Here is a 20,680-nt window from a genome sequence, read left to right as displayed (position 1 = left end):
GGTTCGCAAACCGCGCGGGTAAAAGCCCTACTGCAGCAGCCCCTTGACGATGCCGCTTGCCTTGCCGAAATCCATCTGGCCGGCATATTTCTGCTTGAGCGCGGCGATCACCTTGCCCATGTCCTTCTGGCTGGCCGCACCGGTGGCGGCAATCGCCTCGCGCGCCGCCGCCGTGACCGCCGCATCGTCAAGCTGCGTCGGCAGGAAGCCGCGGATGATCTCCATCTCGCCGCGCTCCTGAGCCGCCAGTTCCGGCCGCTTGCCGTCCTCGAAGGCCTTGGCCGATTCCTCGCGCTGCTTCACCATCTTGGCCAGGATCTGCAGGATTTCCTCGTCGCTGGCAGGGTCCTTGCCGGCACCGCGATTGGCGATGTCGCGATCGTGGATGGCGGCCTGGATCAGCCGCAATGTCGGCAGCCGGTGCTTGTCCTGCGCCTTCATCGCGGTCTTCAGGGATTCGGCGATTTTCGCGCGCATTGATCTCTCTCCTTCGGTCGGCGCGGACAATAGCGCCGGGGACAGGCCAACGCAAACCCTCATATGCCAGGGCAAGCCTATGATATTCCTCAATGAAATAAATCGCGGCGGCGTTTCGCATGATCATTGACCGCCCTGCCCCCTTCCCCTATGTACTGGGCCTTGCATGAACTGAAGCTTGACTGCGTGGAGGCTGCGAAATCGCTGCTTCGCGCCCTTTGCCGCGCAGATGGCCCGCCGGGCTCGTTGCAGCGCGGCCTGATAGGAGTGCCGCCATGGCCGAGATGACGCCCGCGCTGACCCCACCCTGGGCCACTGAAAAGCCGACCGCCCTTCTGGTGCTGGCAGACGGCACCGTCATCGAGGGTCGCGGCCTCGGCGCCACCGGCTCGGCGGTGGCCGAAGTCTGCTTCAACACAGCACTCACCGGCTACCAGGAAATCCTCACCGACCCTTCCTATGCCGGCCAGATCGTCACCTTCACCTTCCCGCATATCGGCAACATCGGCACCAATGGCGAGGACATCGAAGACCTCAACCCGGCCGCCCGCGCCGGCGCCGTCGGCGCCGTGTTCAAGGCCGATGTCACCAACCCGTCCAATTACCGCGCCGCCGGCGATCTCGATCAATGGCTGAAGAAGCGCGGCATCGTCGCGCTCTCGGGCATCGACACCCGCGCGCTCACCGCGCTGATCCGCGAAAAAGGCATGCCCAACGCCGTCATCGCGCACGCGCCCGACGGCGTCTTCGACCTCGCCGACCTGAAGCGGCGCGCCGCCGCATGGTCGGGCCTGATCGGGCTCGATCTCGCCAAGGAGGTCACGTCGGGCCAGTCCTCGGTCTGGCGCGAGACGCCCTGGGTCTGGAACGAAGGCTTTGGCGAGCAGGACGAGCCTTCGTTGCACGTCGTGGCCATCGACTACGGCGTCAAGCGCAACATATTGCGCCTGCTCGCCGGCCTCGGCGCCAAGGTGACGGTGGTTCCGGCCAGCACCGGTTCGGAGGAAATCCTCGCCATGCAGCCCGACGGCATCTTCCTCTCCAATGGCCCCGGCGATCCGGAAGCCACGGGCGACTATGCCGTGCCGGTCATCCAGGACCTGCTCAAGACCGACATCCCCGTGTTCGGCATCTGCCTCGGCCATCAGATGCTGGCGCTGGCGCTGGGCGGTAAGACCGCCAAGATGCATCAGGGCCATCACGGCGCCAACCACCCGGTCAAGGATCACACAACCGGCAAGGTCGAGATCGTCTCGATGAACCATGGCTTTGCCGTCGATGCCGACTCGCTGCCCGCGGGTGTCGAGGAAACCCATGTCTCGCTGTTCGACGGCTCGAATTGCGGCATCGCGCTCACCGGCCGTCCGGTATTTTCCGTCCAGCACCACCCCGAGGCTTCGCCCGGCCCGCAGGATTCGCACTATCTGTTCCGCCGCTTCGTCAACCTGATCCGCCAGAAGCGCGGTGAGGAATTGCTGGCCGAGCGGGCCTGATCCCGCAAAATCGGCGGCTGCGATAATATCGCTTAACAAAGAGCGATATTTATGCGATATTTGTACTCGTGAAGACGATCGTTCTTTCGGCACCGGCGGCTCGCGATCTCGACAACCTGCCGGCTGATGTCCGCGAGCAGGTTTCCGAGGGTTTGATCGCTTACGCGGCCAGCGGCCGTGGAGATGTAAAGCGCCTTTCCGGCAGGGACGGCTATAGGCTCCGGATTGGCCGCTACCGCGTCATATTCGATGAAGATCGCACCACGATCCTTGCGATCTATATCGGCAAGCGTGAAACGACGACCTACAGCAGGCCATGGGACAGGACATCATGAACGCCCCTCAAATCATAAGGACCTCGACCGGCGAAGAACTGGTCGTTATCCCGAAGGCGGATTACGAGGCATTGCTGCATGCGGCCGAAGAAGCCCAGGAAGACGCTGCGGATGTGGCTATCTACGATGAGCGGAAGTCTGAGTTCAAAGCTGAAAAGGCCCTGCCCGCCGAGGTGACCATGGATATTTTGCGAGGTTCCAGCCGCCTCAAGGCGCTGCGCAACTGGCGCAAGCTGACGCAAGCCGACCTGGCGCGGACCATTGGGGTCAGTCAGGGCTTCCTGTCGGACATTGAATCCAATCGCCGCAAACCCTCCGCGCAAACCAGCACGATGCTGGCAAAGGCGTTGGATGTCCCCGGCGAATGGATTGAAGCCTGATCCCCAACCTCACGCCACCGGCCGGCCTTCGCTGGCTTCCAGGATAGTGAACCATTGCTGGCGGTCGAGCACGATATTCAGTGCTTTGGCCATGGAAGCCAGACGTTCCGGCTTCATCGAACCGAGCACCGGCGTCCGGGCGCACGCCACCATCGAGCAGGCGCCACGCACCAAAGACCAGGCGCGACAGCGACAGCCCGTCACTGGTCAGCGCGATGCGGCCGTCATGGCTCATGCCTGCGCTCCGTCTTCAGCCACATCGGCCGCGGCGTTTCCGATTGTCGCCGGCCTCGTCACCTTGGTGACGAAGACGATGACCGCCAGCACCAGGAAGCACGCGCCGACCAGATAGGGCGCGCCGCCGAAGGTGACGGGCGCGCTGGGTCCGGTGAACCAGGAAAAGATCGCGGTATAGAGCAGCGGCGTGATGATCGAGGTGATCGAGAAGATCGAGGTCATCGCGCCCTGCAGCTCGCCTTGTGCCGAAGGCGGCACCTTGGCGGCGGCGAGGCTTCTGAGCGGCGGATCGGCCAGCGCCTCCAGGCAACCGACGACGATCACCGCATAGACCATCCAGCCTTGCGAGGCGAAGGCATAGCCGAAGGCGCTGGCCGCGGTGAAGGTCAGGCCGATGACCGCCGTTCTCCACTCGCCGAGCCTGGGGATGACACGCGGCAGCACCGTGCCCATGACGATCGCGCCGCACAGGCCGAAGGCGCCGAGCGAGAAGCCGATCTGCTGCTCGCTCCAGCCATAGCGGTAGTTGGAGACGAACGACCACACTGCCGGATACATCATGTGGCCGAGCGTCATCAGGAAGAAGACCAGCCCGATCCAGCCTATGCCTTGGTACTGGCGCATCTGCAGGAGCGTGCCGACCGGATTGGCGCGTTTCCACTCGAAGCGGCGGCGATGCTTTTCATCGAGCGTCTCGGGCAGGAAGAACATCGCGATCAGGAAGTTCACGAAGGCGAGCCCGGCGGCGAAAAAGAACGGCACGCGCGGGCCGAACGTGCCGAGCAGGCCGCCCAGCACCGGCCCGATGACGAAGCCGACGCCGAAGGCAATGCCGAGCAGGCCGAAATTCTTCGCCCGGTTCTCGTCGTTCGAAATGTCGGCGATGAAGGCCGACGTCGTCGAATAGCTGGCGCCCGAAATGCCGGCCAGCACACGTCCGATGAACAGCATCGGATAGGACCAGGCAATGGCGCAGATCAGATTGTCGATGGAGAAGGTCAGCACCGAGGCGAGCAGGATCGGCCGCCGTCCGAACCGGTCACTCAGGCCGCCCATGATGGGCGCGAAGAAGAACTGCATGGCCGCATAAACGAAGAACAGCCAACCGCCCTCGATCGCCGCTTCGCTGATGCCGACGCCAGTCAACTCCCTGAGATAGGCCGGCAGCACAGGCATGATCATGCCGAAGCCGATAATGTCGAGCAGCAGCGTCGTGAAGACGAGCGCGAGGCCCCGCCTGGCGGTTTTGGGGTCGATCATGATGGTCAAGCTCCTCTGGCCGCCCTGGGGCGCGGGCGGACGCACCTTATAGGCGAGCAAGCAAAAAGGAACAATGAGGGAACAGGCAGGAAGCTTTGATCCTGACACTCCCTGACGGCGTCTCGCCGTCACGTCTTTTTCCGAAAACGACTGCTTAGAGCGGCCCGCTCATCGTATTGCAGTCCGACAGCTTGCCGCTCTTGTAGCCGCGCGTCAGCCAGGTCTGACGCTGCTGCGAGGTGCCGTGGTTGAAGCTTTCCGGCACGACATAGCCCTGCATCTTCTTCTGCAGCGTGTCGTCGCCGATCTGCTTGGCCGCGTTCAGCGCGCTTTCGAAGTCGCCCTGCTCCAATATGCCCTTCTGCCCGGTGTAGTGCGCCCACACGCCGGCGAAGCAGTCGGCCTGCAGTTCGATGCGCACCGACAGCTGATTGGCATCGGCTTCGCTCATGCCTTGGCGCATCTGGTCGAACTTGCCCATGATGCCGGTGAGGTTCTGTACGTGGTGGCCGACCTCATGCGCGATGACGTAAGCACGGGCGAACTCGCCGGAAGCGCCGAACTGCTGGTCGAGCTGCTGGAAGAAGGTCATGTCGAGATAGACCTTGTGATCTCCAGGACAATAGAACGGTCCGGCCGCGGCGGAAGCAAAACCGCAGGCGGAGCGGACCTGGCCGGAAAACAGCACCAGCTTGGGGTCCTCATAGGTCAGGCCTTGCGACTTGAAGATGCCCGTCCAGGTGTCCTCGGTCTCGGCGAGCACGGTCGCCACGAACTGCTTCATCTCGTCATTGGCCGGGCTACCCGCGCTGCTATCCTGACCACCGCCGCTGTTGTCCGTGATCTGGCCACCGCCGCCCGGCAGCAGGCCGCCGTCGCCACCGCCCAGGATCGCCGAGGGATCGAAGCCGAAATACCAGCCGGCGATCACGACAAGGATGACGAGGATGATACTGCCGCCGCCACCCGTCCGGCCGCCGATGGGCAGTTGGAACTGACCGCCGCCGCCACCGATCCCGCCGCCGCCACTGTCGCTGCGGTCGTCCTCGATATTGTCACTCTGACGACGGCCTCTCCAGAGCATGGCAACTCCTCGCTGCAAACTTTCCCGTTGTTCCGGCAGGCCGGCTCAATCCAACAAACAATTATCGTAATGGTTGCGCCAAGTCACAGCATTTTTCGTGAGGGCGGCAGCGCTGGGTGGCCGTTTCACCGCACTGGCCGGGAGCGCGCAAGGCCTGTAGCATCGCCGGGATCGGAGGGGTTCGAGGCTTGAGGACGATCGCAGGTTTCCTGTCGCTGCTGGTGCTGTGCCTTGGGCTTGCAAATGCCGGCGCGGTGACGCTCGATTCCAGCGTCGCGGTCACCGATCCCGCCACCTTGCAAGCGCTGGAGCGTGGCGGCCTGTCGATCAGCCGCCTGCTCGGCCCCGCCCTCGGCCTCACCCGCGACGTCGACAATCGCGGCCTGTTTTCGGTGCCGGCGCTGGCCACGGTGCGCGACACGGTCAAGCGCGAGATATCAGACGAGCCCAAGACCAGCCCCGACCCCTATGTCGCGGCCATGGCGAAATCGAACGACACCAGCCAGAAATTCAATCCCAGATACATCGATGACGACGGCTCGACGCTCGACCTCACCGGCGTCGTCAACCGCATGGACCGAGGCTACCTCGGCCACACCGAATGCGGCGAGATCCGGCTGATCTACCGCTTCCACTATTCGGTCCAGGAAAAACCGGCGAACGGCAAGCCCGGCCAGCGCATTTCATCGCGCCTGCCGCTGACCATGAGCCTGGTCTTCAACGCCAAGCCTGGGAAGGCGCAGGCCCGCGCTTCTAAGGACCTTCCCAGCGCCACCGACGCGTCCTGCGCGGACGTCGCCCGGCGCTGGCTGGCCGCCGGTCGAAAGGACTTGCCACCCGAGCAATTGGCCGCCTGGCTGCGCTCCGACGAAGGCCCGCTGTCCGGCGCCATGCTGAATTCCTCGCAGATCATGCGGCTCGAGCTCAACATGCAGGTGCTCAGGCTGTCGGCGTCGACGCGGCGCGATTTCGGCGGCCATGCCGAGTACCTGTTGAAGATCTTCAAATGGGATCCGGCCATTTCAAGCTTCTATGAAGCCAGGATGGAAAACGAGATCGACCGGGCGACGGTGCTGGCTGACAGGCCCGCCTTCGCCAAATGGCTGCTTACTGACCGCAACATCTACGATCTCGATCACGGACGGCTGATCGTCGACGAGAAATTCCTGGCCAAGAGCGCCGTCTCGGTGGCACCCGGCGGCTTGAGCCGCTCGCAGAACAACATCGTCCATGGGCTGGTCGATGACGCCGACATCGACAAGGCGCTGAAGGACTATGTCGCCAGGGGCAACACGCTTGCCACCATCAAGTCGGTCGCCGGCTTCAACCTGCGCCTCAACGAGATGTCCTGCACCGGCTGCCACCAGACGCATGGCATTGCCGGCTTCCACTATACCGGCGCCGACCCGGCCAGCGAGCCGCGCCGCAATGCCGTCTTCGTGCCGGGCTCGGCCGTCTTCTTCGCCGACCTGCCGCGCCGCCGCGCCATCGTCGAGGAATTCGCCGCCGGCGGCCATCCCGATTTCACCAGGGGTTTCGCCGCCCGTCCCGACCAGAAATACGCTGACGCGCTGAAAGGCACCGATCTCTACAATGGCTGGGGCTCGATCTGCTATCGCGGCGAGGATGAAAGCTTCAAGGACTGGGCCTGCGGCACCGGCCTGCGCTGCGCCGGGGTCCACGAAAGCGCCATCCATCCTGGTTTCGGCACATGCGTCAGCGAGAAAGGCACCGCGGTCGGCGACCCCGTGGAATTCGGCGAAATCAGGATGTCGACCTGGGGCAGCGACCGGTATTGCCGCCTGTCGCCGGCAACCGCCAAGGATTGCGCCATCGATCCGGCACGCGACAGGAAGCCGGCGGTCAAGCTCGCCGGCTATGGCGCCGCGCGCCAGCGCTACGACAATCCCGAACAGAAGACCGGCGGCTTTCCCGGCGGCATGCTGCGCAAGGCGAGCTGCGACAAGCTCCCCGACGAGGCAAGTTGCGGTCGCCTCGCCAAGACCGGCTTCAATGATTGCATCGCGTCCGGCAAGGACCATAAATTCTGCACGAAGGAATTCACCAAGACCGCCGGCCTGCGCGCCTGCGACAAGGCGCATCCCTGCCGCGAGGACTATATCTGCACCGCCGGATATGACGATCTGCCCGATGCCAAGCCTGGCGAAGGCACCTGCATCCCGCCCTATTTCATCTTCCAGTTCCGCGTCGACGGCCACCCGCGCAGCTGGAAGCAGGATGTTAGCGAGTGAGCTGTCCGCTGACTGCGCAACAGCCCGAAGTAAAACTTTCATTAACCATAAGCGGACTAAAAGCGTAAGCGATTCAAAGGGATCCTTCCGCCATGGCTTTTGTGTCCGGGCGCCATCTGGCGCAGCTGTTTGGCATTGTCGCCTTGGGCGCGTTGGCCACCGGTTGCACGACGGCGAAACCTGCGACCGACGCCAAGGATGGCAAGCTCGCCTATGCGACAGAGCCGAAGGAGACCGGCGCCGGCGGCTTCTTCTCCTCACATTCCTTCAGCGGCCTTGCCGGCCGCAGCGTCACCGTCAACAGCATCGCCGACCTCAGGCTGCGCAACCACGAGGTGGTGCTGACCTTCGATGACGGCCCGATGCCCGGCCGCACCGAAAACGTCCTGAAAGTGCTCGACAATGCCGGCGTCAAGGCGACCTTCATGATGGTCGGCCAGATGGCCCGCTCCTACCCTGCCCTTGTGCGCGAGGTCGCCGCGCACGGCCACACCATCGGCACCCACACCCAGAACCATGCCAACCTGACGCATATGAGTGCCACGGGGGCGCAAGCGCAGATCGACGGCGGCATCAAGAGCGTGTCTGCGGCACTGGTGCCGTCCATGCACGGCGTCGCGCCCTTCTTCCGCTTCCCCTATCTCGCCTCGACGGCGACGCTGCGCCGCCAGCTCGCGGCGCGCGGCATCGTCGTCATCGACGCCGATATCGATTCCAAGGATTATTTCCCGTCGACGCCGGACCAGCTGCGCAAGCGCACCATGGCCCGCATCGAGCAGCGCGGCTCCGGCATCATCCTGATGCACGACATCCACCCGCGCACCGCGCAAATGCTGCCGCACCTGATGGCCGACCTCAGAGCCAAGGGCTACAAGGTGGTGCGGCTGGTGCCCGGCCACCGCGGCCGCGAACCGCTGGTGTCATCGCTGACGACAGGCACCGTGACGACGGTCCAGCAGACGGCCTACGCGGAGACCCGATAGGAGCACGGGAATTACGCCAAAACAAAGGGTTGATCGGTCCCCTAGCCGGCTTCCATGCTCCGCCAGAACTGAAGGACCGTAGCGGCGATCGCTTCTGGCGCGTCTTCCGGGACGAGATGCTTCGCATCAGGGACTGTCTGAAACGTCGCGCCGGGAATGCGCCGCGCCAGTTCCCGGCCGTCCTTTACCGGGATCCAATCGTCATTGTCGCCCCAGAGGATGGTGACCGGGCATCGAACCTCGCGATATCGCCACTCCACCTCCTCGCTGTACTTGTCATCCATCTGCGCGACTTGCCTCCAGAATGCCTTCTGGCCTTCGTCGCCAAGCCATGGGCGCAGATAGGCCTGCATCTCGTCTTCGCGTAACGGATTGTACGTCGCGCCGTTGATGTAGGCGCGCAGGATCGCTTCGTGAACATACGCTGGCAGCTCGGCAAAAACCTTCTCGTTCTGTTTGGCTGCCTGGACCAGCGGCGAACCTTGCGGGCTGATCGCCACCGGATCGATCAACACCAGCGAGCGGAACTCCACCCCATTAAGCAGATGACCGCGCAGAGCGGTCGATCCGCCGAAATCATGCGCGACCACGTCGGGCCGTTCCAGCTTCCAGTGGGCATAGAGCGCCGCGAACAATTCGTTCTGGATGCCGCGCGACACGTCGCCGTCAGGCTTGTCCGACCAGCCATAGCCAAGCATGTCGAAATAGTGGACGCGCCGCTGCTTCGCGAGCCATGGCGCGATGCGGCGCCACTCCACCGAGGAGAATGGGGTACCGTGAAGAACGACGGCGGGCGGTCCTTCCCCCATCACACCCCAGGCAATTGAATGTCCTTGAAAGACAAAGCGTTCGGGCGGGCGCCACTCGATCGTCATCAGCATCGATCCAGAATTGCTGCCGGCCTACTCTTTCTGCTTGGCGCCGGCGCTCTTCCCGTCCGAGCTTTTCGAGCGTTCCTCGAAACGATCGGCGCCTTTCTTCAGCGGATGGCCCATTTCGGCCTCGGTCTTGCGCTCATCCCTGGCCGCCGCCTGTTTCAGTCCTGTGGCTGCCTGCTTGCCTTTCGCGGTCGGTGCCTGCTCGACGCCCATTGCTTCCTCCCTGGCGCGCAACAAGCGCGCGATGAGAAGCAACGCGCATAAGCGGCGGCGGTTCCAGCGGCTAACGCTGTCGGGCAACCCGGCAATGACGCGCCTCAGCGCGCCGTCATCGCCTTGCGGAACGCGTCCAGCGTCTCGGCGCTGACATGGTGCTCGATGCCCTCGGCGTCGATGCGCGCCGTCTCGGCACTGACGCCGAGCGAGCGCAGGAAGGCTTCCACCGTCTGGTGGCGGATGCGGCTTTCCTGTGCGACCTTGCGGCCGGCTTCGGTGAGGAACACGCCGCGATAGGGTTTTCGCGACACCAGCCCGTCGGCGCACAGCCGCGTCAGCATCTTGGCCACCGTCGGCTGGGCGACGCCGAGCCGCGCGGCGATGTCGACCTGCCGCGCCTCGTTGCCATCCTCGATCAGGTCGGCGATCAGCTCGACATAATCCTCGACCAGCGCGCTGCGGCGCGCTTCGCGGGTCTGCCGGAACCCTTCCGAATGGATATCGGCATCGAGCAACGGCTCACGCGGGACCGGTCTGTTCTTCAGCGCCAAGCGCACTCCTCCTCGGAAGTTTAGCCGTCGCTGCTTTTATAGCACAGGCTCTGATTCTTCAGGCCGTTTATTTGCATTCCGCGAGAGGTGCAACCGGCGTCTCCGGCTGCCCGCCCTCACAACAAGCACCGACAATGAAATATAGCCTATTGCATAATGTTGAGCCATGGCATAGCTTAGGGGCATTCTCCGGAACCTGCGGAAAGCCTTTTCATGTCAGAAGCAGACGTCACAGCCCCCCGGTCCGCATGGCGGTTCGTCAAACGGGAGGAGGACGACCAGCCCAGTCTGCGCGAGGTCAATTCCAGCATCGCGGTGCCGACGTCAGGCGTCTGGTTCCGCCGCCTGTTCGCCTTCATGGGGCCGGGCTACATGGTCTCGGTCGGCTATATGGACCCGGGCAACTGGGCGACCGACCTCGCCGGCGGCGCCCAGTTCGGCTACACATTGCTGTTCATCATCATGCTGTCCAACCTGATGGCGATCCTGCTGCAGGCGCTGGCCGCGCGGCTTGGCATCGCCACCGGCCGCGATCTCGCCCAGGCCTGCCGCGCTTACTACCCGCGCCCGGTCAATTTCGTGCTGTGGATCGCCTGCGAGCTCGCCATCATCGCCTGTGACCTCGCCGAGGTGATCGGCACCGCGATCGCGCTGCAGCTTTTGTTCGGCATCCCGCTGATCGGCGGCGCCATACTCACCGCGCTCGACGCTTTCCTCGTGCTGCTTTTGATGAACAAGGGGTTCCGCTATCTCGAAGCCTTCGTCGTGGCGCTACTGATCATCATTTTCAGCTGCTTTGCGATCCAGATCTTCGTTGCCGCCCCGCCGGCCGGCACGATCCTGCATTCGATGTTCGTGCCGTCTTCCGACATCGTCACCAACCCGGCGATGCTCTACATCGCCATCGGCATCATCGGCGCCACGGTAATGCCGCATAATCTCTATCTGCACTCCTCGATCGTGCAGACCCGCGCCTATGAACGCACCGACGCGGGCAAGCGCGATGCCATCAAATGGGCGACGGCGGACTCCAGCATCGCCTTGATGCTGGCGCTGTTCGTCAACGCCGCCATCCTGATCGTCGCGGCGGTCGCCTTCCACGACACCGGCCACCAGGATGTCGCCGAGATCGACCAGGCCTTCAAGCTTCTGTCGCCACTGCTTGGCCTGGGCATCGCCTCGATCCTGTTTGCCGTGGCACTGCTCGCCTCGGGCCTCAACTCGACGGTGACGGCAACGCTCGCCGGCCAGATCATCATGGAAGGTTTTCTGCGTCTGCGTATTCCCAACTGGGCACGACGGCTGCTGACGCGCGGCCTCGCCATCATTCCGGTGGTGGCCGTTACCGCGCTCTATGGCGAGAAGGGCACCAGCCAGCTGCTGGTGTTCAGCCAGGTGGTGTTGTCCATGCAACTGCCCTTCGCGGTCATCCCATTGGTGCAGTTCGTCTCCGACAAGAAGAAGATGGGCAACCTCGCCATCCCGCGCGGCGTGGCGGCGTTGGCCTGGGTTGTCGCGGCCGTCATCCTGGTGCTCAATTTCAAGCTGCTCTACGACACCATGTCCGGGGTTGGTTGAAGCTCCGTCTAATCCCGAGACAAACCGCCAGATCGCTCTATCTTTCCCGATGCCATGAGCAACATCGAAGACATCAGGAGGTTCTACGCGCGGCTGATGGCGGCCAACGCCGCTTCATCGGATCCCCGCCTGGAAGAGGTGTTCGCCAGCGTGCCGCGCGAGGCCTTTCTCGGTCCGGGGCCATGGACGGTCATTGCCGGCAACGCCAAGATCACGACGCCGAGCGCCGACCCGGCCCATATCTACCAGAATGTGCTGGTGACGCTCGACGCCGAAAAGGGCATCAACAATGGCGAGCCGTTCCTGCACGCCATGTGGATCGGAAAGCTGGCGCCAAGACCCGGCGAGGCCGTCACGCATATCGGCGCCGGCAGCGGTTACTACACGGCTTTGCTGGCCACGCTGGTTTCGCCAGGCGGCACCGTCGCCGCTTTCGAACTCGACGACCAGATGGCCGAACTGGCGCGCAGAAATCTCGAAGCCTATGGCAATGCGACGGTTGTCCATGGCAATGCCGTGACCTCGCCCCTGCCGCCATCCGACATCATCTATGTCAATGCTGGCGTCGTGGCCCCTCTCGCCGGATGGCTGAGGGCGCTGCGCCCCGGTGGCCGCATGATCTTCCCGTGGCGTCCGGCCGAGAGCATTCCGTTCGCGGTGATGGTGACTCACAGAGAAAAAGGCTTTGCCTGCCATCCGTTCATGCGCTCGTGGTTCATCCCTTGCGTCGGCGCCTCGGCGATCCCTCCTGCGGCGAAGATCCCGACACGCGACGAGGCCACGCGCAGCCGTTCTGTCTGGCTGATTGAGGACAGGCAGCCAGACAGCACCGCTACCGCAATCCTCGGCGAAGTCTGGTTCTCCTCCGACCCCGTTCACGCCGGCGACAACGGCTAGAAATTTGTCGTCGCGTGTCGAAAAGGAAGCCTGCCGTTCGTCGTAAGGTTGAATCCGGCCGTGACGGTGCGGATCGCAAAAAGGAGAAGACGGATGAGAAAAATCATCGCCGCGACCTTCGTCAGTCTCGATGGCGTCATGCAGGCGCCGGGCGGGCCGGAAGAAGATCCGGTCGGAGGCTTCAAATTCGGCGGTTGGACGTTCCACTACTTTGACGAGGTGGCGGGCGCGGCAATTGAGGATCTGTTCTCCAAACCGTTCGCCCTGCTGCTCGGCCGCAGAACCTACGACATCTTCGCCGCGTACTGGCCTTATCAGAAAGATCCGATCGCGGATGCCTTCAACCCCGCGACCAAATATGTGGCGACGCATCGGCCGGATACCCTGGCCTGGCAGAACACGCACGCGCTCGGGCCTGATATCATCGCGGCTTTGCGCCGCCTCCGCCAAGAAGATGGACCTGACCTGCTCATCCAGGGATCGGGCAATCTGATCCAGACCTTGCTCGCCAACGGGCTGATCGACGAGATCCGGCTGATGACCTTCCCGCTGTTGCTGGGCAAGGGCAAGCGGTTGTTCGGCGATGCCGCGATGCCGGCCGCCTTCAAGCTTGTCAAATCGCAGGCTTCCACCACCGGCGTCATCATGGCGACCTATGAGCGCGCGGGCGAAATCGAAGTCGGCTCCTTTGTCACGGGCGAGCCATCCGACGCCGAACTCGAGCGCCGCAAGAACTGGAAGTGAGTGGTTCTTTCTCCCCGTCCCTATACGGGGAGAAGGGGCGCACCATCAAGCCGCCTGCGCCCGCCGCCCCAGCCCCTCACGGATATGCCGCGCGAACTCCCGCGCAGCCGTACCCACGCCATGCCCCGGCAGATGCAGGTTGATGGCAAAATTCGGCAGCGGCGGCAGGCCGGCGTCGAACGGCAATATGTCGAGATCCGCCGGCACGGTGGAAGCCAGCCATGTGGTGACGGCCAGGTCCGAGCGCACCGTCGCCGTGGTCGCGTCGATATTGCCGTTCTCGAACACGCTGCGCCATTCCAGCCCATGCGCGTTGAGTGCCGACAGCACCACCGGCCGGAAGGCGCAAGTATCGGCAACGATCGAGACCGGCAATGGCCGCTTGGCGCGGGCCGCCCCGCCCCTTGCACCGACCCAGACCAGCCGGTCGACGGCCAGGCATTCGCCCGAGGTCGGGCCGACCCGCTCCTCGATCACCGCGAGGTCGATGGTTCCCGCCGCCAGTGCCGCCGCCAGTTCCGGTGAGGAGGCGCAGAGCAGCGATATCTCGACCTGCGGATAGGCTTCGGCGTAGGCTTTCAGGACGGGCGCCAGCAAGGTGCCGACAAGGTCGTAGGGCACGCCGAGCCGCACCTGGCCGGCGACAGCGCTCCCCGCCATCTCGGACCAGATCTCGTCATTGAGGCTGAGCAGGCGCCTAGCCTTGTCGAACAGCCGCTCGCCGGAATGGGTCAGGCGCAGACCGCGCCGGTCGCGCTCGAACAGGCTGCAGCCGAGCGTCTCCTCCAGCCGCTTGACCTGCTGGCTGACCGCGCCCTGCGTCAGGTGGAGCGCATTCGCCGCCGCCGTCATGCTCGCCTTGTCGGCGACAGTGACGAAGGTGCGCACGAGACTGGTGTCGAGATTGCGGATCATGTCTTCATTATAGATGCTAATGCTGATCATCGCAAACATTGCATTTACTGATGCCAGCCCGCGTCTACCATGGAGCTTCCGACAAAGGATGCCCCATGCTCCAGCCTGTCTTGCCGCTGATCCTGTTTGCCTTCGTGGCCACCGCCACGCCGGGCATCGCCACTACCCTGTCGACCGCTTCCGGGGCCCGGTTCGGCTTCCGAAGGTCGATCCCGCTGATGATCGGCAGCGCCGCCGGGCTCGCTACCGTGACAGGGGCCGCCGCCGCCGGGCTTGCCGGGCTGCTGCTTGCCATGCCGTCGCTGCAGCTTGCCATGAAGATCGCCGGCTCGCTCTATCTCGTCTGGCTGGCAATCAAGATCGGCCGCGCCGGACCGCCCAATCTCGACGTGACCATGGCCAGGCCGAACAGCTTCTTCGGCGGCGCCGGCATCCAGTGGATGAACCCGAAGGGCTGGGCGATGGGACTGGGCGCGGCAGCCTCCTTCGCCGCGCTTGCCGACGGGCCAGGACAACTGGCGCTGCTGCTCGGCTCGACCTTCGGCCTTGCCGCGGCCATCTCGCTGTCTGCCTGGTGCGCGGCCGGCATGGTGCTGGCACGGCTGTTGAAGACCGAATGGCAATGGCGCGCGCTCAACATCGTGCTGGCGCTGGTGCTGGCCGCCTCGATCATTCCGATGTGGCAGACGCATTAGAAGCGTCGGCCTTCCAGGAGTTGGGTTTCTTGCCCCGCCATAGCGCTACGGGACGCGCGCATTTCCGGGCGGCTGGTAGCGGCGATCGCGTGGCATGACGGCTTAGCGCGTGAATTGTCTTGTGCCGCGCTGGTCGACCCCCACTCCGTCTCGGCTTCGCCGAGCCACCTCTCCCCCGATCGACGGGGGAGAGGAAAAGCGCCAGGCTTTTTGCCGTCAATGCTCGCCCAGTAGCGCTCCCTTCCTTTCCCTCCGGAGGGGGAAAGGTGGCGCGGCGAAGCCGCGACGGATTGGGGGAACCACGTGGCAATCAAGCCTCGGGCCGATCGGCCACGCTAGTCGCGGAAGATGTGCACAAGCGCCAGAGTCCCAGACCGAAGTGGCCTCAAGCCGCGTAGCGGGCTGCCGGCTTGTCGGCGTGCAAGCTGCCATAGAAGGCCTGCCGGGCGCCGAGGAACGTATCCAGCTTTCCCGTATCGGCAAGCGCCGGCACGGTGACAGCCTCGCCCCGCGCGAGGCCGACAAGAGCGGCATCGACCATATCGTCGGCGGTCATGATGATCTCCTTCGGAAGGGTATCGATATCGCCGCCGGAAAGCTCCCAGAAATCGGTCCGGGTCGCGCCCGGCAGCACCGCCTGTACCGTCACCCCGGTGCCCGCGACCTCGCGATGCAGCGCTTCGGTGAAGTTGACGACATAGGCCTTGGTGCCGCTGTAGATGCCGCCGAACGAGGTGTCGAAGGCCAGTACCGAGGCGATGTTGACGATCCCGCCACGGTTGCGCGCCAAAAACCCCGGCAGCACGGCACGGGTCAGCCGGGTCAGCGCCACGACATTGACCTTGATCATGCGCTCGGCCGCATCCGCGTCGGCGGTTGCCACCACCGCCTGACCGCCAAGGCCGGCATTGTTGACCAGCAGCGTCACACTCTCGTCGGCTGATATCGCCTTCTCGACGCGGCGCACATCGTCGTCGTCGGACAGGTCGGCGGCGATGACGCTGACCTTGCGGCTATAGGCATGGCGCAGCTTCTCGGCCAATTCCCCGAGCCGATCGGCGCGGCGCGCCACCAGCACCAAATCATAGCCCTGCCCCGCCAGCCGGTCGGCATAGACGGCGCCGATGCCCGAGGAAGCGCCTGTTACCACAGCTGTCCCCTTGTTGTCGTTCTTGCTCATTGTCACGTTCCTTCTGTTGGCTCTTATTCGGCTTCGACGAACGCGCCGGCGGTCGAGCCCATTGTCCTGATATCAATTAGTGGCAAATACCACTTTCGGCGAAATAGGTATATGCCACTATCTTGTCAACGGCAGCCGCGAAAACTATTTCTGCGGCAGGGCCAGCGCCCCTGCCAGAGCAATTCCAGCAAAAGCGCCCAGCGGTTTCGCCGGAATGCTCCGGCAAGGAGTTGACATGACCGACGTTCAGCAGCCGGGCTTCAGCCAGTGCAACAATGCCACCTTGCGGCGCACCGCGCGCAGGCTCGGCCGCTTCTACGACGACGCGCTGGCGCCTTCCGGCTTGAAGGGCACGCAGTTTGGCCTGCTCTTCCAGATCAGTGTCGGCGGCGAGCCGGCGATGGGGGCCATTGCCGAGGCGTTGATCATGGATCTCTCGGCACTCGGCCACACGTTGAAGCCTCTGGTTCGCGACGGTTATGTCGAAACCTTCGCCGACAAGGACGATCGCCGCGTCAAGCGCGTGCGGCTGACGCCGACCGGCCAGGTCAAGCTCGACGAGGCGATCAAGCTATGGAGCGTTGCCCAGCGGCAATTCGAGGCCATGATCGGCGCCGAGCAGGCCGCGAAACTGCGGGCCACGCTCGATGAAGTGGCCGCGTTGAACCTGGAACTGCCCGCGGCCACTCCTTCCAGCTGAAGAAGCGGCCGCGTAAAAAACAGGGGTGCAAGCCTCGGGGTCAGTCTTATTCCGCCGGCATCGCCACCGGTCTGGCAAACACCCGCCCGGCCAGCACGATGCCGAGCCCGATGACCGGGAAGGCCGCGGCGATCAGGCCGAGATCGGCCGGCGCGCCGTAACGCAGCACCGCGCCGCCCACCACAGCACCCAGCGCCACGCCGAGATAGAGCGCCGAGGCATTGAGCGACAGCACGATCGGCGCCGCGTCCGGCGCGAGCTTGATGATGCGGCTCGCCTGTGCCGGCGGGAAGGCCCAGCCGACGATGCCCCACGGCACCATCATGCCCATCAGCGCCGGCCCGGCGAGGTGATGCGGCAGGAAGGTCGGGATCAGCGAAAAGGTGACGAGCATGGCCGCGGAGAGCGCCAGCGACCAGGCGACGGTACGCGTCGCGCCGAAACGATCGGCGGCCTGGCCGCCGGCAATGTTGCCGATGACGGCGCCGGCGCCGAAGGCGAGCAGCATGCCCGGCAGCGCGATCGGCGACAGCCCGGCGCCTTCGATGGCTAGCGGCGCGATGAAGCTGAACACGGTGAACGCGCCGATGAGGGCAAGCGCCGTCGTCACCAGGATCGGCATCACGCCGGGACGCATCGCCGCCGCCAGGCGGCGCTTCAGCGGCAGCCTGGTGCCGATGATGCCGCGTGGCAGCCGGTACCACAGGATGGCGCCGGACAGCGCGCCAAGGCCGGCAATGGCGTAGAAAGTGCCGCGCCAGCCGGCGATGGCCGCGACCAGCGCGCCAAGCGGCGCGCCGACGGCGACCGCCACCGTGGTGCCGCCGACGACGACGGCAATGGCGCGGGCCCGGTGATGGTCATCGACCAACGCTACCGCCGTGCCTTGCGCGGTCGCCGCGAACAGGCCCGACGACAGCGCCATGATGATGCGCGCGACGAGAAGCACTTCGAAGGACGAACTCAGGGCGGCGACGACATTGCCGATGACGAAGAACACCAGCGTCCACAGGATGACGCGGCGCCGGTCCCATTCGCCGGTCAGCGTTGCCAGGATCGGCGTGCCGATCGCGTAGGCAAGCGCGAAGGCGGTGATCAGCGAGCCGGCGAGCGGCACGGAGATGCCGGCATCCCTGGCGATGTCGGGCAGAAGGCTTGATATGACGAAGCCTTCGGTCGAAATCGCGAACGATCCAAGCGCCAGCCAGAAGATTCTCTTGTCCATGGGGATGCGTCCTTAGTTCAAAAGTTATTGAACAATTGGACATAACAGGCCATGATGTCAATGAAGCCAGGGCAAAATAGCTGAACCATGCTGACAGCCCTGTGTCAGGACGGTCACGCGAAAGGAGAAACAGTGTGTATGGGCCGAGCAGGATCGACGCGTTGAAATCGGCCCGAACTGTGCTTAGGTTCCTGCCATGACCTTGCCACACCCCAATACGGACCAGATCAGCCTGCCCATCGTGCTCGGCGTGCTCGGCGACCCGACGCGGCTCGCCATCGTGCGCTATCTGGCCAGCAAGGAAGGCCTGCCACTGAACTGCAGCCGCTTCCTCGACCTCGCCTCCAAGACCAATCTCAGCTACCACCTCGCCAAACTGCGCGAGGCGGGCGTCACCCGCGCCGAGGTGGTCGGCACCAACCGCATGATCACGCTCCGCCGGGCCGATCTCGACGCCCGCTTCCCCGGCCTGCTCGACAGTGTCATCGCCGCGGCCGCGGACGACACCGCCCTGCCCGCGGTCGGCGGCCATGATTTGGAAATGCCGGCCTGAACTTTTCCTCTCAGTCGCGAAGCGGGGTGAGGAGACCAGGTCCTGCCACCCACCGGGAACCTCCTCATGCGCATAGCCGTCCTCGCCGACATCCACGGCAACGTTCTCGCACTGGACGCCGTGCTCGAGGACCTGGCGCGGCGCGGCGGCACCGACCTCACCGTCAATCTCGGCGACTGCGTTTCGGGGCCGCTGTGGCCGCGCGAGACGATGGAGCGGCTGCAAGCGCTCAACTTGCCGACGGTGCGCGGCAACCATGACCGCCGCGTCGCCGCCGATCCCCCCGACGAAACCATGTGGGCGTCCGACGTCTATGCGCAGGAGCGACTGACGCAGGCGCAGCGCGATGCGCTGTTCGCCCAACCGCTGACCCTTGAGATCGCGCCTGGCGTCATCGCCTTCCATGCCCGCCCCGACCATGACGAGAAATATCTGCTCGATACCGTGACCGATGGCCATTTGGTGCGCGCGCCGCTGGCGGCGATCCGGCGCCGGTTGAAGGCACTCGACCCGGCCTGCCGCATCGCGCTCTGCGGCCACAGCCACCGGGCGGAATTGATCCGCATCCCGAATGGCCCAGTCATCTTCAATCCGGGCAGCATCGGCTGCCCTGCCTATGACGACGACACGCCTCCGGCGCATGTCTCCGAACAGGGCTCGCCGCACGCCCGCTACGGGATCGTCACCTTGGGCGACGCCGGTCGGCAGGATCGTTTCGAGATGATCGCGGTGGACTACGACCACGAGGCGGCGGCGCGTCAGGCCGAACAGGCGGGACGCGCCGAATGGGCGCACGGCCTGCGCACCGGCTTCATGCCGGAAGCCGCCCAGCACCATGGTTAGCCTGAATTTTCCGACTTACATGGCGGCGCGTCGTCCCTTATAAAACCGGCCGGGCATGCGGCGAGACCGCCGCGGCAGGGTGATTTGAGTACGGCGCACGGCCAAATGATGAGGCGCACGATTACGCTCCGACAAAGTTTGCATGCGCTGATTGCCGCTCCGCTGATGATGGCGGCGTGGCCGGCTGTCGCCGAGGAGGCGCCGTTCATCTCCGTTGTCACCGGGCTCGCTCCCGACGACCTGCTCAATGTCCGCGCCAAGCCATCGCCGATCGGCAAGACCGAGGCCCGCCTGGCCGCCGGTGCGAGCGTCCGAAACCTCGGCTGCAACGACATTGACGGCCACCCCTGGTGCAAGATCGAATCGGACAATCCCAAGGCAACCGGCTGGACGCCAGCACGCTATCTCGTTCCCCTCAATCCGGCGACGGTGCCCGACCAGGCCGCGGATACGTCTGCCGTCGCGCCCGCCGAAGGAGGTACCGGCGCGACGCCAGATGCACCCGACCTGACCGCTCGGCTGGGCAGCACGACCCAGCCGGCCAGCCCCGAAACCAAGCCGAAATCCGCGGCGGAGATCGCCATGCAGGATGCCTATGGCCTGGCGCTGGCGGCGGACGGAACCCTGCAAATTCCCTGCGCCCGCTACGTTGGACAGCCCATGGCGCTCTGCGCGGCGAACGTGACGCGCAAGGGCACGGACAAGGCCGACGTGACCGTGACCTGGCCCGATGGCGGCAGCCGCGTCATCTCCTTCGATGCCGGCCTGCCGGCAAGCTCGGACGCCGGCAGCGACTTCCGCTTCACCAGGGAAGGCAAACTCAACATGATCCGCATTGGTGTGTCCGAGCGCTTCGAGATCATGGATACGGTGGTGCTGGGGGATTAGGCGGCTTTTGCAATGGCTGCTCAATTGCCGGGGTTTGCGCTGCCCCTCATCGCCCTGCCGGACATTTCTCCCCGTAGACGGGGAGAAAGAAGCCGTCCGCAAAGCCGCGCTTTTTTGCAACGTCGGAGGTTGGCGAAACCACCAGGGATAGCGCCCCTCTCCCCGTCACTATACGGGGAGAAGGTCCCGGTGTCCGAACCGGATAGATAGGTAACAGAATGGACCGATAGCATGGGTGACAGTTTTCTTGTCCGCCGGGAGGACCGGCGATGGTTTGGCGAGAAACTGGGATCATGGACGAGCGGCTACGGTTTGT

Annotated in this window: 22 protein-coding genes; 13 read left to right on the top strand and 9 right to left on the bottom strand. The window is 64.5% G+C overall.

Annotation, left to right across the window (positions count from 1 at the left end):
• Positions 1-27: 27 nt before the first annotated feature.
• Positions 28-477 (bottom strand): GatB/YqeY domain-containing protein, encoded by a 450-nt coding sequence (locus EN808_RS15970; RefSeq protein ID WP_127279693.1) that lies wholly within the window; start codon positions 475-477, stop codon positions 28-30.
• A 275-nt stretch (positions 478-752) separates the two neighbouring features.
• Between EN808_RS15970 and carA the strand changes: the two genes are divergently transcribed.
• The 3 genes from carA (at position 753) to EN808_RS15955 (ending at position 2,685) form a co-directional block, all read left to right on the top strand.
• Positions 753-1,970, top strand: a complete 1,218-nt coding sequence (gene carA / locus EN808_RS15965; protein ID WP_127870044.1) for a glutamine-hydrolyzing carbamoyl-phosphate synthase small subunit — start codon at positions 753-755, stop codon at positions 1,968-1,970.
• Between the two features lie 68 nt (positions 1,971-2,038).
• Positions 2,039-2,305 carry a type II toxin-antitoxin system RelE/ParE family toxin gene (locus EN808_RS15960; RefSeq protein WP_127279691.1) on the top strand — a complete coding sequence of 89 codons (267 nt, stop codon included), beginning with the start codon at positions 2,039-2,041 and terminating at the stop codon, positions 2,303-2,305.
• Positions 2,302-2,685, top strand: a complete 384-nt coding sequence (locus tag EN808_RS15955) for a helix-turn-helix transcriptional regulator (RefSeq protein ID WP_127279690.1) — start codon at positions 2,302-2,304, stop codon at positions 2,683-2,685. Before EN808_RS15960 ends, EN808_RS15955 begins: the two co-directional genes overlap by 4 nt.
• Before the next feature lie 231 nt (positions 2,686-2,916).
• On the opposite strand, the gene EN808_RS15945 is transcribed toward EN808_RS15955, so the two are convergent.
• Entirely contained in the window at positions 2,917-4,182 is a 1,266-nt protein-coding gene (locus tag EN808_RS15945) for a TCR/Tet family MFS transporter (protein ID WP_135916338.1), read from the bottom strand.
• A gap of 154 nt (positions 4,183-4,336) precedes the next feature.
• Complete coding sequence (locus EN808_RS15940; protein ID WP_135916337.1) at positions 4,337-5,266, bottom strand: neutral zinc metallopeptidase; 930 nt, start codon at positions 5,264-5,266, stop codon at positions 4,337-4,339.
• 188 nt (positions 5,267-5,454) lie between these two features.
• On the opposite strand from EN808_RS15940, the gene EN808_RS15935 reads away from it, so the two are divergent.
• Together EN808_RS15935 and EN808_RS15930 are read left to right on the top strand one after the other, a co-directional pair.
• Positions 5,455-7,518, top strand: coding sequence for a hypothetical protein (locus EN808_RS15935; protein WP_135916336.1), 2,064 nt, complete (start codon positions 5,455-5,457; stop codon positions 7,516-7,518).
• Positions 7,519-7,610: 92 nt separating this feature from the next.
• A complete protein-coding gene (locus tag EN808_RS15930; RefSeq protein ID WP_135916335.1) occupies positions 7,611-8,501 on the top strand; it encodes a polysaccharide deacetylase family protein in 891 nt (296 codons plus the stop codon).
• Between the two features lie 41 nt (positions 8,502-8,542).
• Here the strand turns inward: EN808_RS15930 and EN808_RS15925 are convergent, their stop codons facing one another.
• The 3 genes from EN808_RS15925 to mntR all read right to left on the bottom strand — a co-directional run bounded on the left by EN808_RS15925 (position 8,543) and on the right by mntR (position 10,146).
• A complete protein-coding gene (locus EN808_RS15925) occupies positions 8,543-9,376 on the bottom strand; it encodes an alpha/beta hydrolase (protein ID WP_135916334.1) in 834 nt (277 codons plus the stop codon).
• A gap of 27 nt (positions 9,377-9,403) precedes the next feature.
• Positions 9,404-9,592 (bottom strand): hypothetical protein, encoded by a 189-nt coding sequence (locus EN808_RS15920; protein ID WP_127870038.1) that lies wholly within the window; start codon positions 9,590-9,592, stop codon positions 9,404-9,406.
• A 104-nt stretch (positions 9,593-9,696) separates the two neighbouring features.
• Complete coding sequence (mntR, locus tag EN808_RS15915) at positions 9,697-10,146, bottom strand: manganese-binding transcriptional regulator MntR (protein WP_127870037.1); 450 nt, start codon at positions 10,144-10,146, stop codon at positions 9,697-9,699.
• Positions 10,147-10,359: 213 nt separating this feature from the next.
• Here mntR and EN808_RS15910 point away from each other — a divergent pair, with 213 nt between their 5' ends.
• The 3 genes from EN808_RS15910 to EN808_RS15900 all read left to right on the top strand — a co-directional run bounded on the left by EN808_RS15910 (position 10,360) and on the right by EN808_RS15900 (position 13,365).
• Positions 10,360-11,724: an Nramp family divalent metal transporter gene (locus EN808_RS15910; RefSeq protein ID WP_135916333.1), complete on the top strand. Its 1,365-nt coding sequence runs from the start codon at positions 10,360-10,362 to the stop codon at positions 11,722-11,724.
• A gap of 54 nt (positions 11,725-11,778) precedes the next feature.
• Positions 11,779-12,621, top strand: a complete 843-nt coding sequence (locus tag EN808_RS15905) for a protein-L-isoaspartate O-methyltransferase (RefSeq protein ID WP_189524128.1) — start codon at positions 11,779-11,781, stop codon at positions 12,619-12,621.
• A gap of 93 nt (positions 12,622-12,714) precedes the next feature.
• A complete protein-coding gene (locus EN808_RS15900) occupies positions 12,715-13,365 on the top strand; it encodes a dihydrofolate reductase family protein (protein WP_135867268.1) in 651 nt (216 codons plus the stop codon).
• Positions 13,366-13,410: 45 nt separating this feature from the next.
• On the opposite strand, the gene EN808_RS15895 is transcribed toward EN808_RS15900, so the two are convergent.
• Positions 13,411-14,319, bottom strand: coding sequence for a LysR family transcriptional regulator (locus EN808_RS15895; protein ID WP_189524127.1), 909 nt, complete (start codon positions 14,317-14,319; stop codon positions 13,411-13,413).
• A 56-nt stretch (positions 14,320-14,375) separates the two neighbouring features.
• Here EN808_RS15895 and EN808_RS15890 point away from each other — a divergent pair, with 56 nt between their 5' ends.
• Positions 14,376-14,975 carry a LysE family translocator gene (locus tag EN808_RS15890; protein ID WP_135916331.1) on the top strand — a complete coding sequence of 200 codons (600 nt, stop codon included), beginning with the start codon at positions 14,376-14,378 and terminating at the stop codon, positions 14,973-14,975.
• Between the two features lie 385 nt (positions 14,976-15,360).
• Here the strand turns inward: EN808_RS15890 and EN808_RS15885 are convergent, their stop codons facing one another.
• Entirely contained in the window at positions 15,361-16,155 is a 795-nt protein-coding gene (locus EN808_RS15885; RefSeq protein ID WP_135916330.1) for an SDR family oxidoreductase, read from the bottom strand.
• A gap of 235 nt (positions 16,156-16,390) precedes the next feature.
• Between EN808_RS15885 and EN808_RS15880 the strand changes: the two genes are divergently transcribed.
• The gene (locus tag EN808_RS15880; RefSeq protein ID WP_135916329.1) at positions 16,391-16,855 is read left to right on the top strand and encodes a MarR family winged helix-turn-helix transcriptional regulator; all 465 of its coding nucleotides are present in this window, start codon (positions 16,391-16,393) and stop codon (positions 16,853-16,855) included.
• Between the two features lie 46 nt (positions 16,856-16,901).
• Here EN808_RS15880 and EN808_RS15875 read toward each other — a convergent pair whose 3' ends face one another.
• A complete protein-coding gene (locus tag EN808_RS15875; RefSeq protein ID WP_135916328.1) occupies positions 16,902-18,080 on the bottom strand; it encodes an MFS transporter in 1,179 nt (392 codons plus the stop codon).
• A 196-nt stretch (positions 18,081-18,276) separates the two neighbouring features.
• Between EN808_RS15875 and EN808_RS15870 the strand changes: the two genes are divergently transcribed.
• From EN808_RS15870 to EN808_RS15860, 3 genes are all read left to right on the top strand, one after another.
• Positions 18,277-18,633, top strand: coding sequence for a helix-turn-helix transcriptional regulator (locus tag EN808_RS15870; RefSeq protein ID WP_127280845.1), 357 nt, complete (start codon positions 18,277-18,279; stop codon positions 18,631-18,633).
• Between the two features lie 66 nt (positions 18,634-18,699).
• Positions 18,700-19,476, top strand: a complete 777-nt coding sequence (locus EN808_RS15865) for a metallophosphoesterase family protein (RefSeq protein WP_127280846.1) — start codon at positions 18,700-18,702, stop codon at positions 19,474-19,476.
• Positions 19,477-19,581: 105 nt separating this feature from the next.
• A complete protein-coding gene (locus EN808_RS15860) occupies positions 19,582-20,364 on the top strand; it encodes an SH3 domain-containing protein (protein ID WP_127280847.1) in 783 nt (260 codons plus the stop codon).
• Positions 20,365-20,680 lie beyond the last annotated feature (316 nt).

Source organism: Mesorhizobium sp. M8A.F.Ca.ET.165.01.1.1 (assembly GCF_004792065.1).
GTDB lineage: Bacteria > Pseudomonadota > Alphaproteobacteria > Rhizobiales > Rhizobiaceae > Mesorhizobium.
Note: the sequence above shows the minus strand (reverse complement) of the source record. Positions and strands in the feature narration are given on the sequence as shown.

What these genes read in the sequence shown, in the direction of transcription:
- EN808_RS15865 (WP_127280846.1), top strand. Translation starts at nt 18,700, where the DNA reads ATGCGCATAGCCGTCCTCGCCGACATCCACGGCAACGTTCTCGCACTG.
- EN808_RS15920 (WP_127870038.1), bottom strand. Translation starts at nt 9,592, where the DNA reads ATGGGCGTCGAGCAGGCACCGACCGCGAAAGGCAAGCAGGCAGCCACA.
- EN808_RS15895 (WP_189524127.1), bottom strand. Translation starts at nt 14,319, where the DNA reads ATGTTTGCGATGATCAGCATTAGCATCTATAATGAAGACATGATCCGC.
- EN808_RS15905 (WP_189524128.1), top strand. Translation starts at nt 11,779, where the DNA reads ATGAGCAACATCGAAGACATCAGGAGGTTCTACGCGCGGCTGATGGCG.
- EN808_RS15930 (WP_135916335.1), top strand. Translation starts at nt 7,611, where the DNA reads ATGGCTTTTGTGTCCGGGCGCCATCTGGCGCAGCTGTTTGGCATTGTC.
- EN808_RS15870 (WP_127280845.1), top strand. Translation starts at nt 18,277, where the DNA reads ATGACCTTGCCACACCCCAATACGGACCAGATCAGCCTGCCCATCGTG.
- carA (WP_127870044.1), top strand. Translation starts at nt 753, where the DNA reads ATGGCCGAGATGACGCCCGCGCTGACCCCACCCTGGGCCACTGAAAAG.
- EN808_RS15890 (WP_135916331.1), top strand. Translation starts at nt 14,376, where the DNA reads ATGCTCCAGCCTGTCTTGCCGCTGATCCTGTTTGCCTTCGTGGCCACC.
- EN808_RS15900 (WP_135867268.1), top strand. Translation starts at nt 12,715, where the DNA reads ATGAGAAAAATCATCGCCGCGACCTTCGTCAGTCTCGATGGCGTCATG.
- EN808_RS15940 (WP_135916337.1), bottom strand. Translation starts at nt 5,266, where the DNA reads ATGCTCTGGAGAGGCCGTCGTCAGAGTGACAATATCGAGGACGACCGC.
- EN808_RS15880 (WP_135916329.1), top strand. Translation starts at nt 16,391, where the DNA reads ATGACCGACGTTCAGCAGCCGGGCTTCAGCCAGTGCAACAATGCCACC.
- EN808_RS15970 (WP_127279693.1), bottom strand. Translation starts at nt 477, where the DNA reads ATGCGCGCGAAAATCGCCGAATCCCTGAAGACCGCGATGAAGGCGCAG.
- EN808_RS15945 (WP_135916338.1), bottom strand. Translation starts at nt 4,182, where the DNA reads ATGATCGACCCCAAAACCGCCAGGCGGGGCCTCGCGCTCGTCTTCACG.
- EN808_RS15955 (WP_127279690.1), top strand. Translation starts at nt 2,302, where the DNA reads ATGAACGCCCCTCAAATCATAAGGACCTCGACCGGCGAAGAACTGGTC.
- EN808_RS15910 (WP_135916333.1), top strand. Translation starts at nt 10,360, where the DNA reads ATGTCAGAAGCAGACGTCACAGCCCCCCGGTCCGCATGGCGGTTCGTC.
- EN808_RS15875 (WP_135916328.1), bottom strand. Translation starts at nt 18,080, where the DNA reads ATGGACAAGAGAATCTTCTGGCTGGCGCTTGGATCGTTCGCGATTTCG.
- EN808_RS15860 (WP_127280847.1), top strand. Translation starts at nt 19,582, where the DNA reads ATGATGAGGCGCACGATTACGCTCCGACAAAGTTTGCATGCGCTGATT.
- EN808_RS15925 (WP_135916334.1), bottom strand. Translation starts at nt 9,376, where the DNA reads ATGACGATCGAGTGGCGCCCGCCCGAACGCTTTGTCTTTCAAGGACAT.
- EN808_RS15885 (WP_135916330.1), bottom strand. Translation starts at nt 16,155, where the DNA reads ATGAGCAAGAACGACAACAAGGGGACAGCTGTGGTAACAGGCGCTTCC.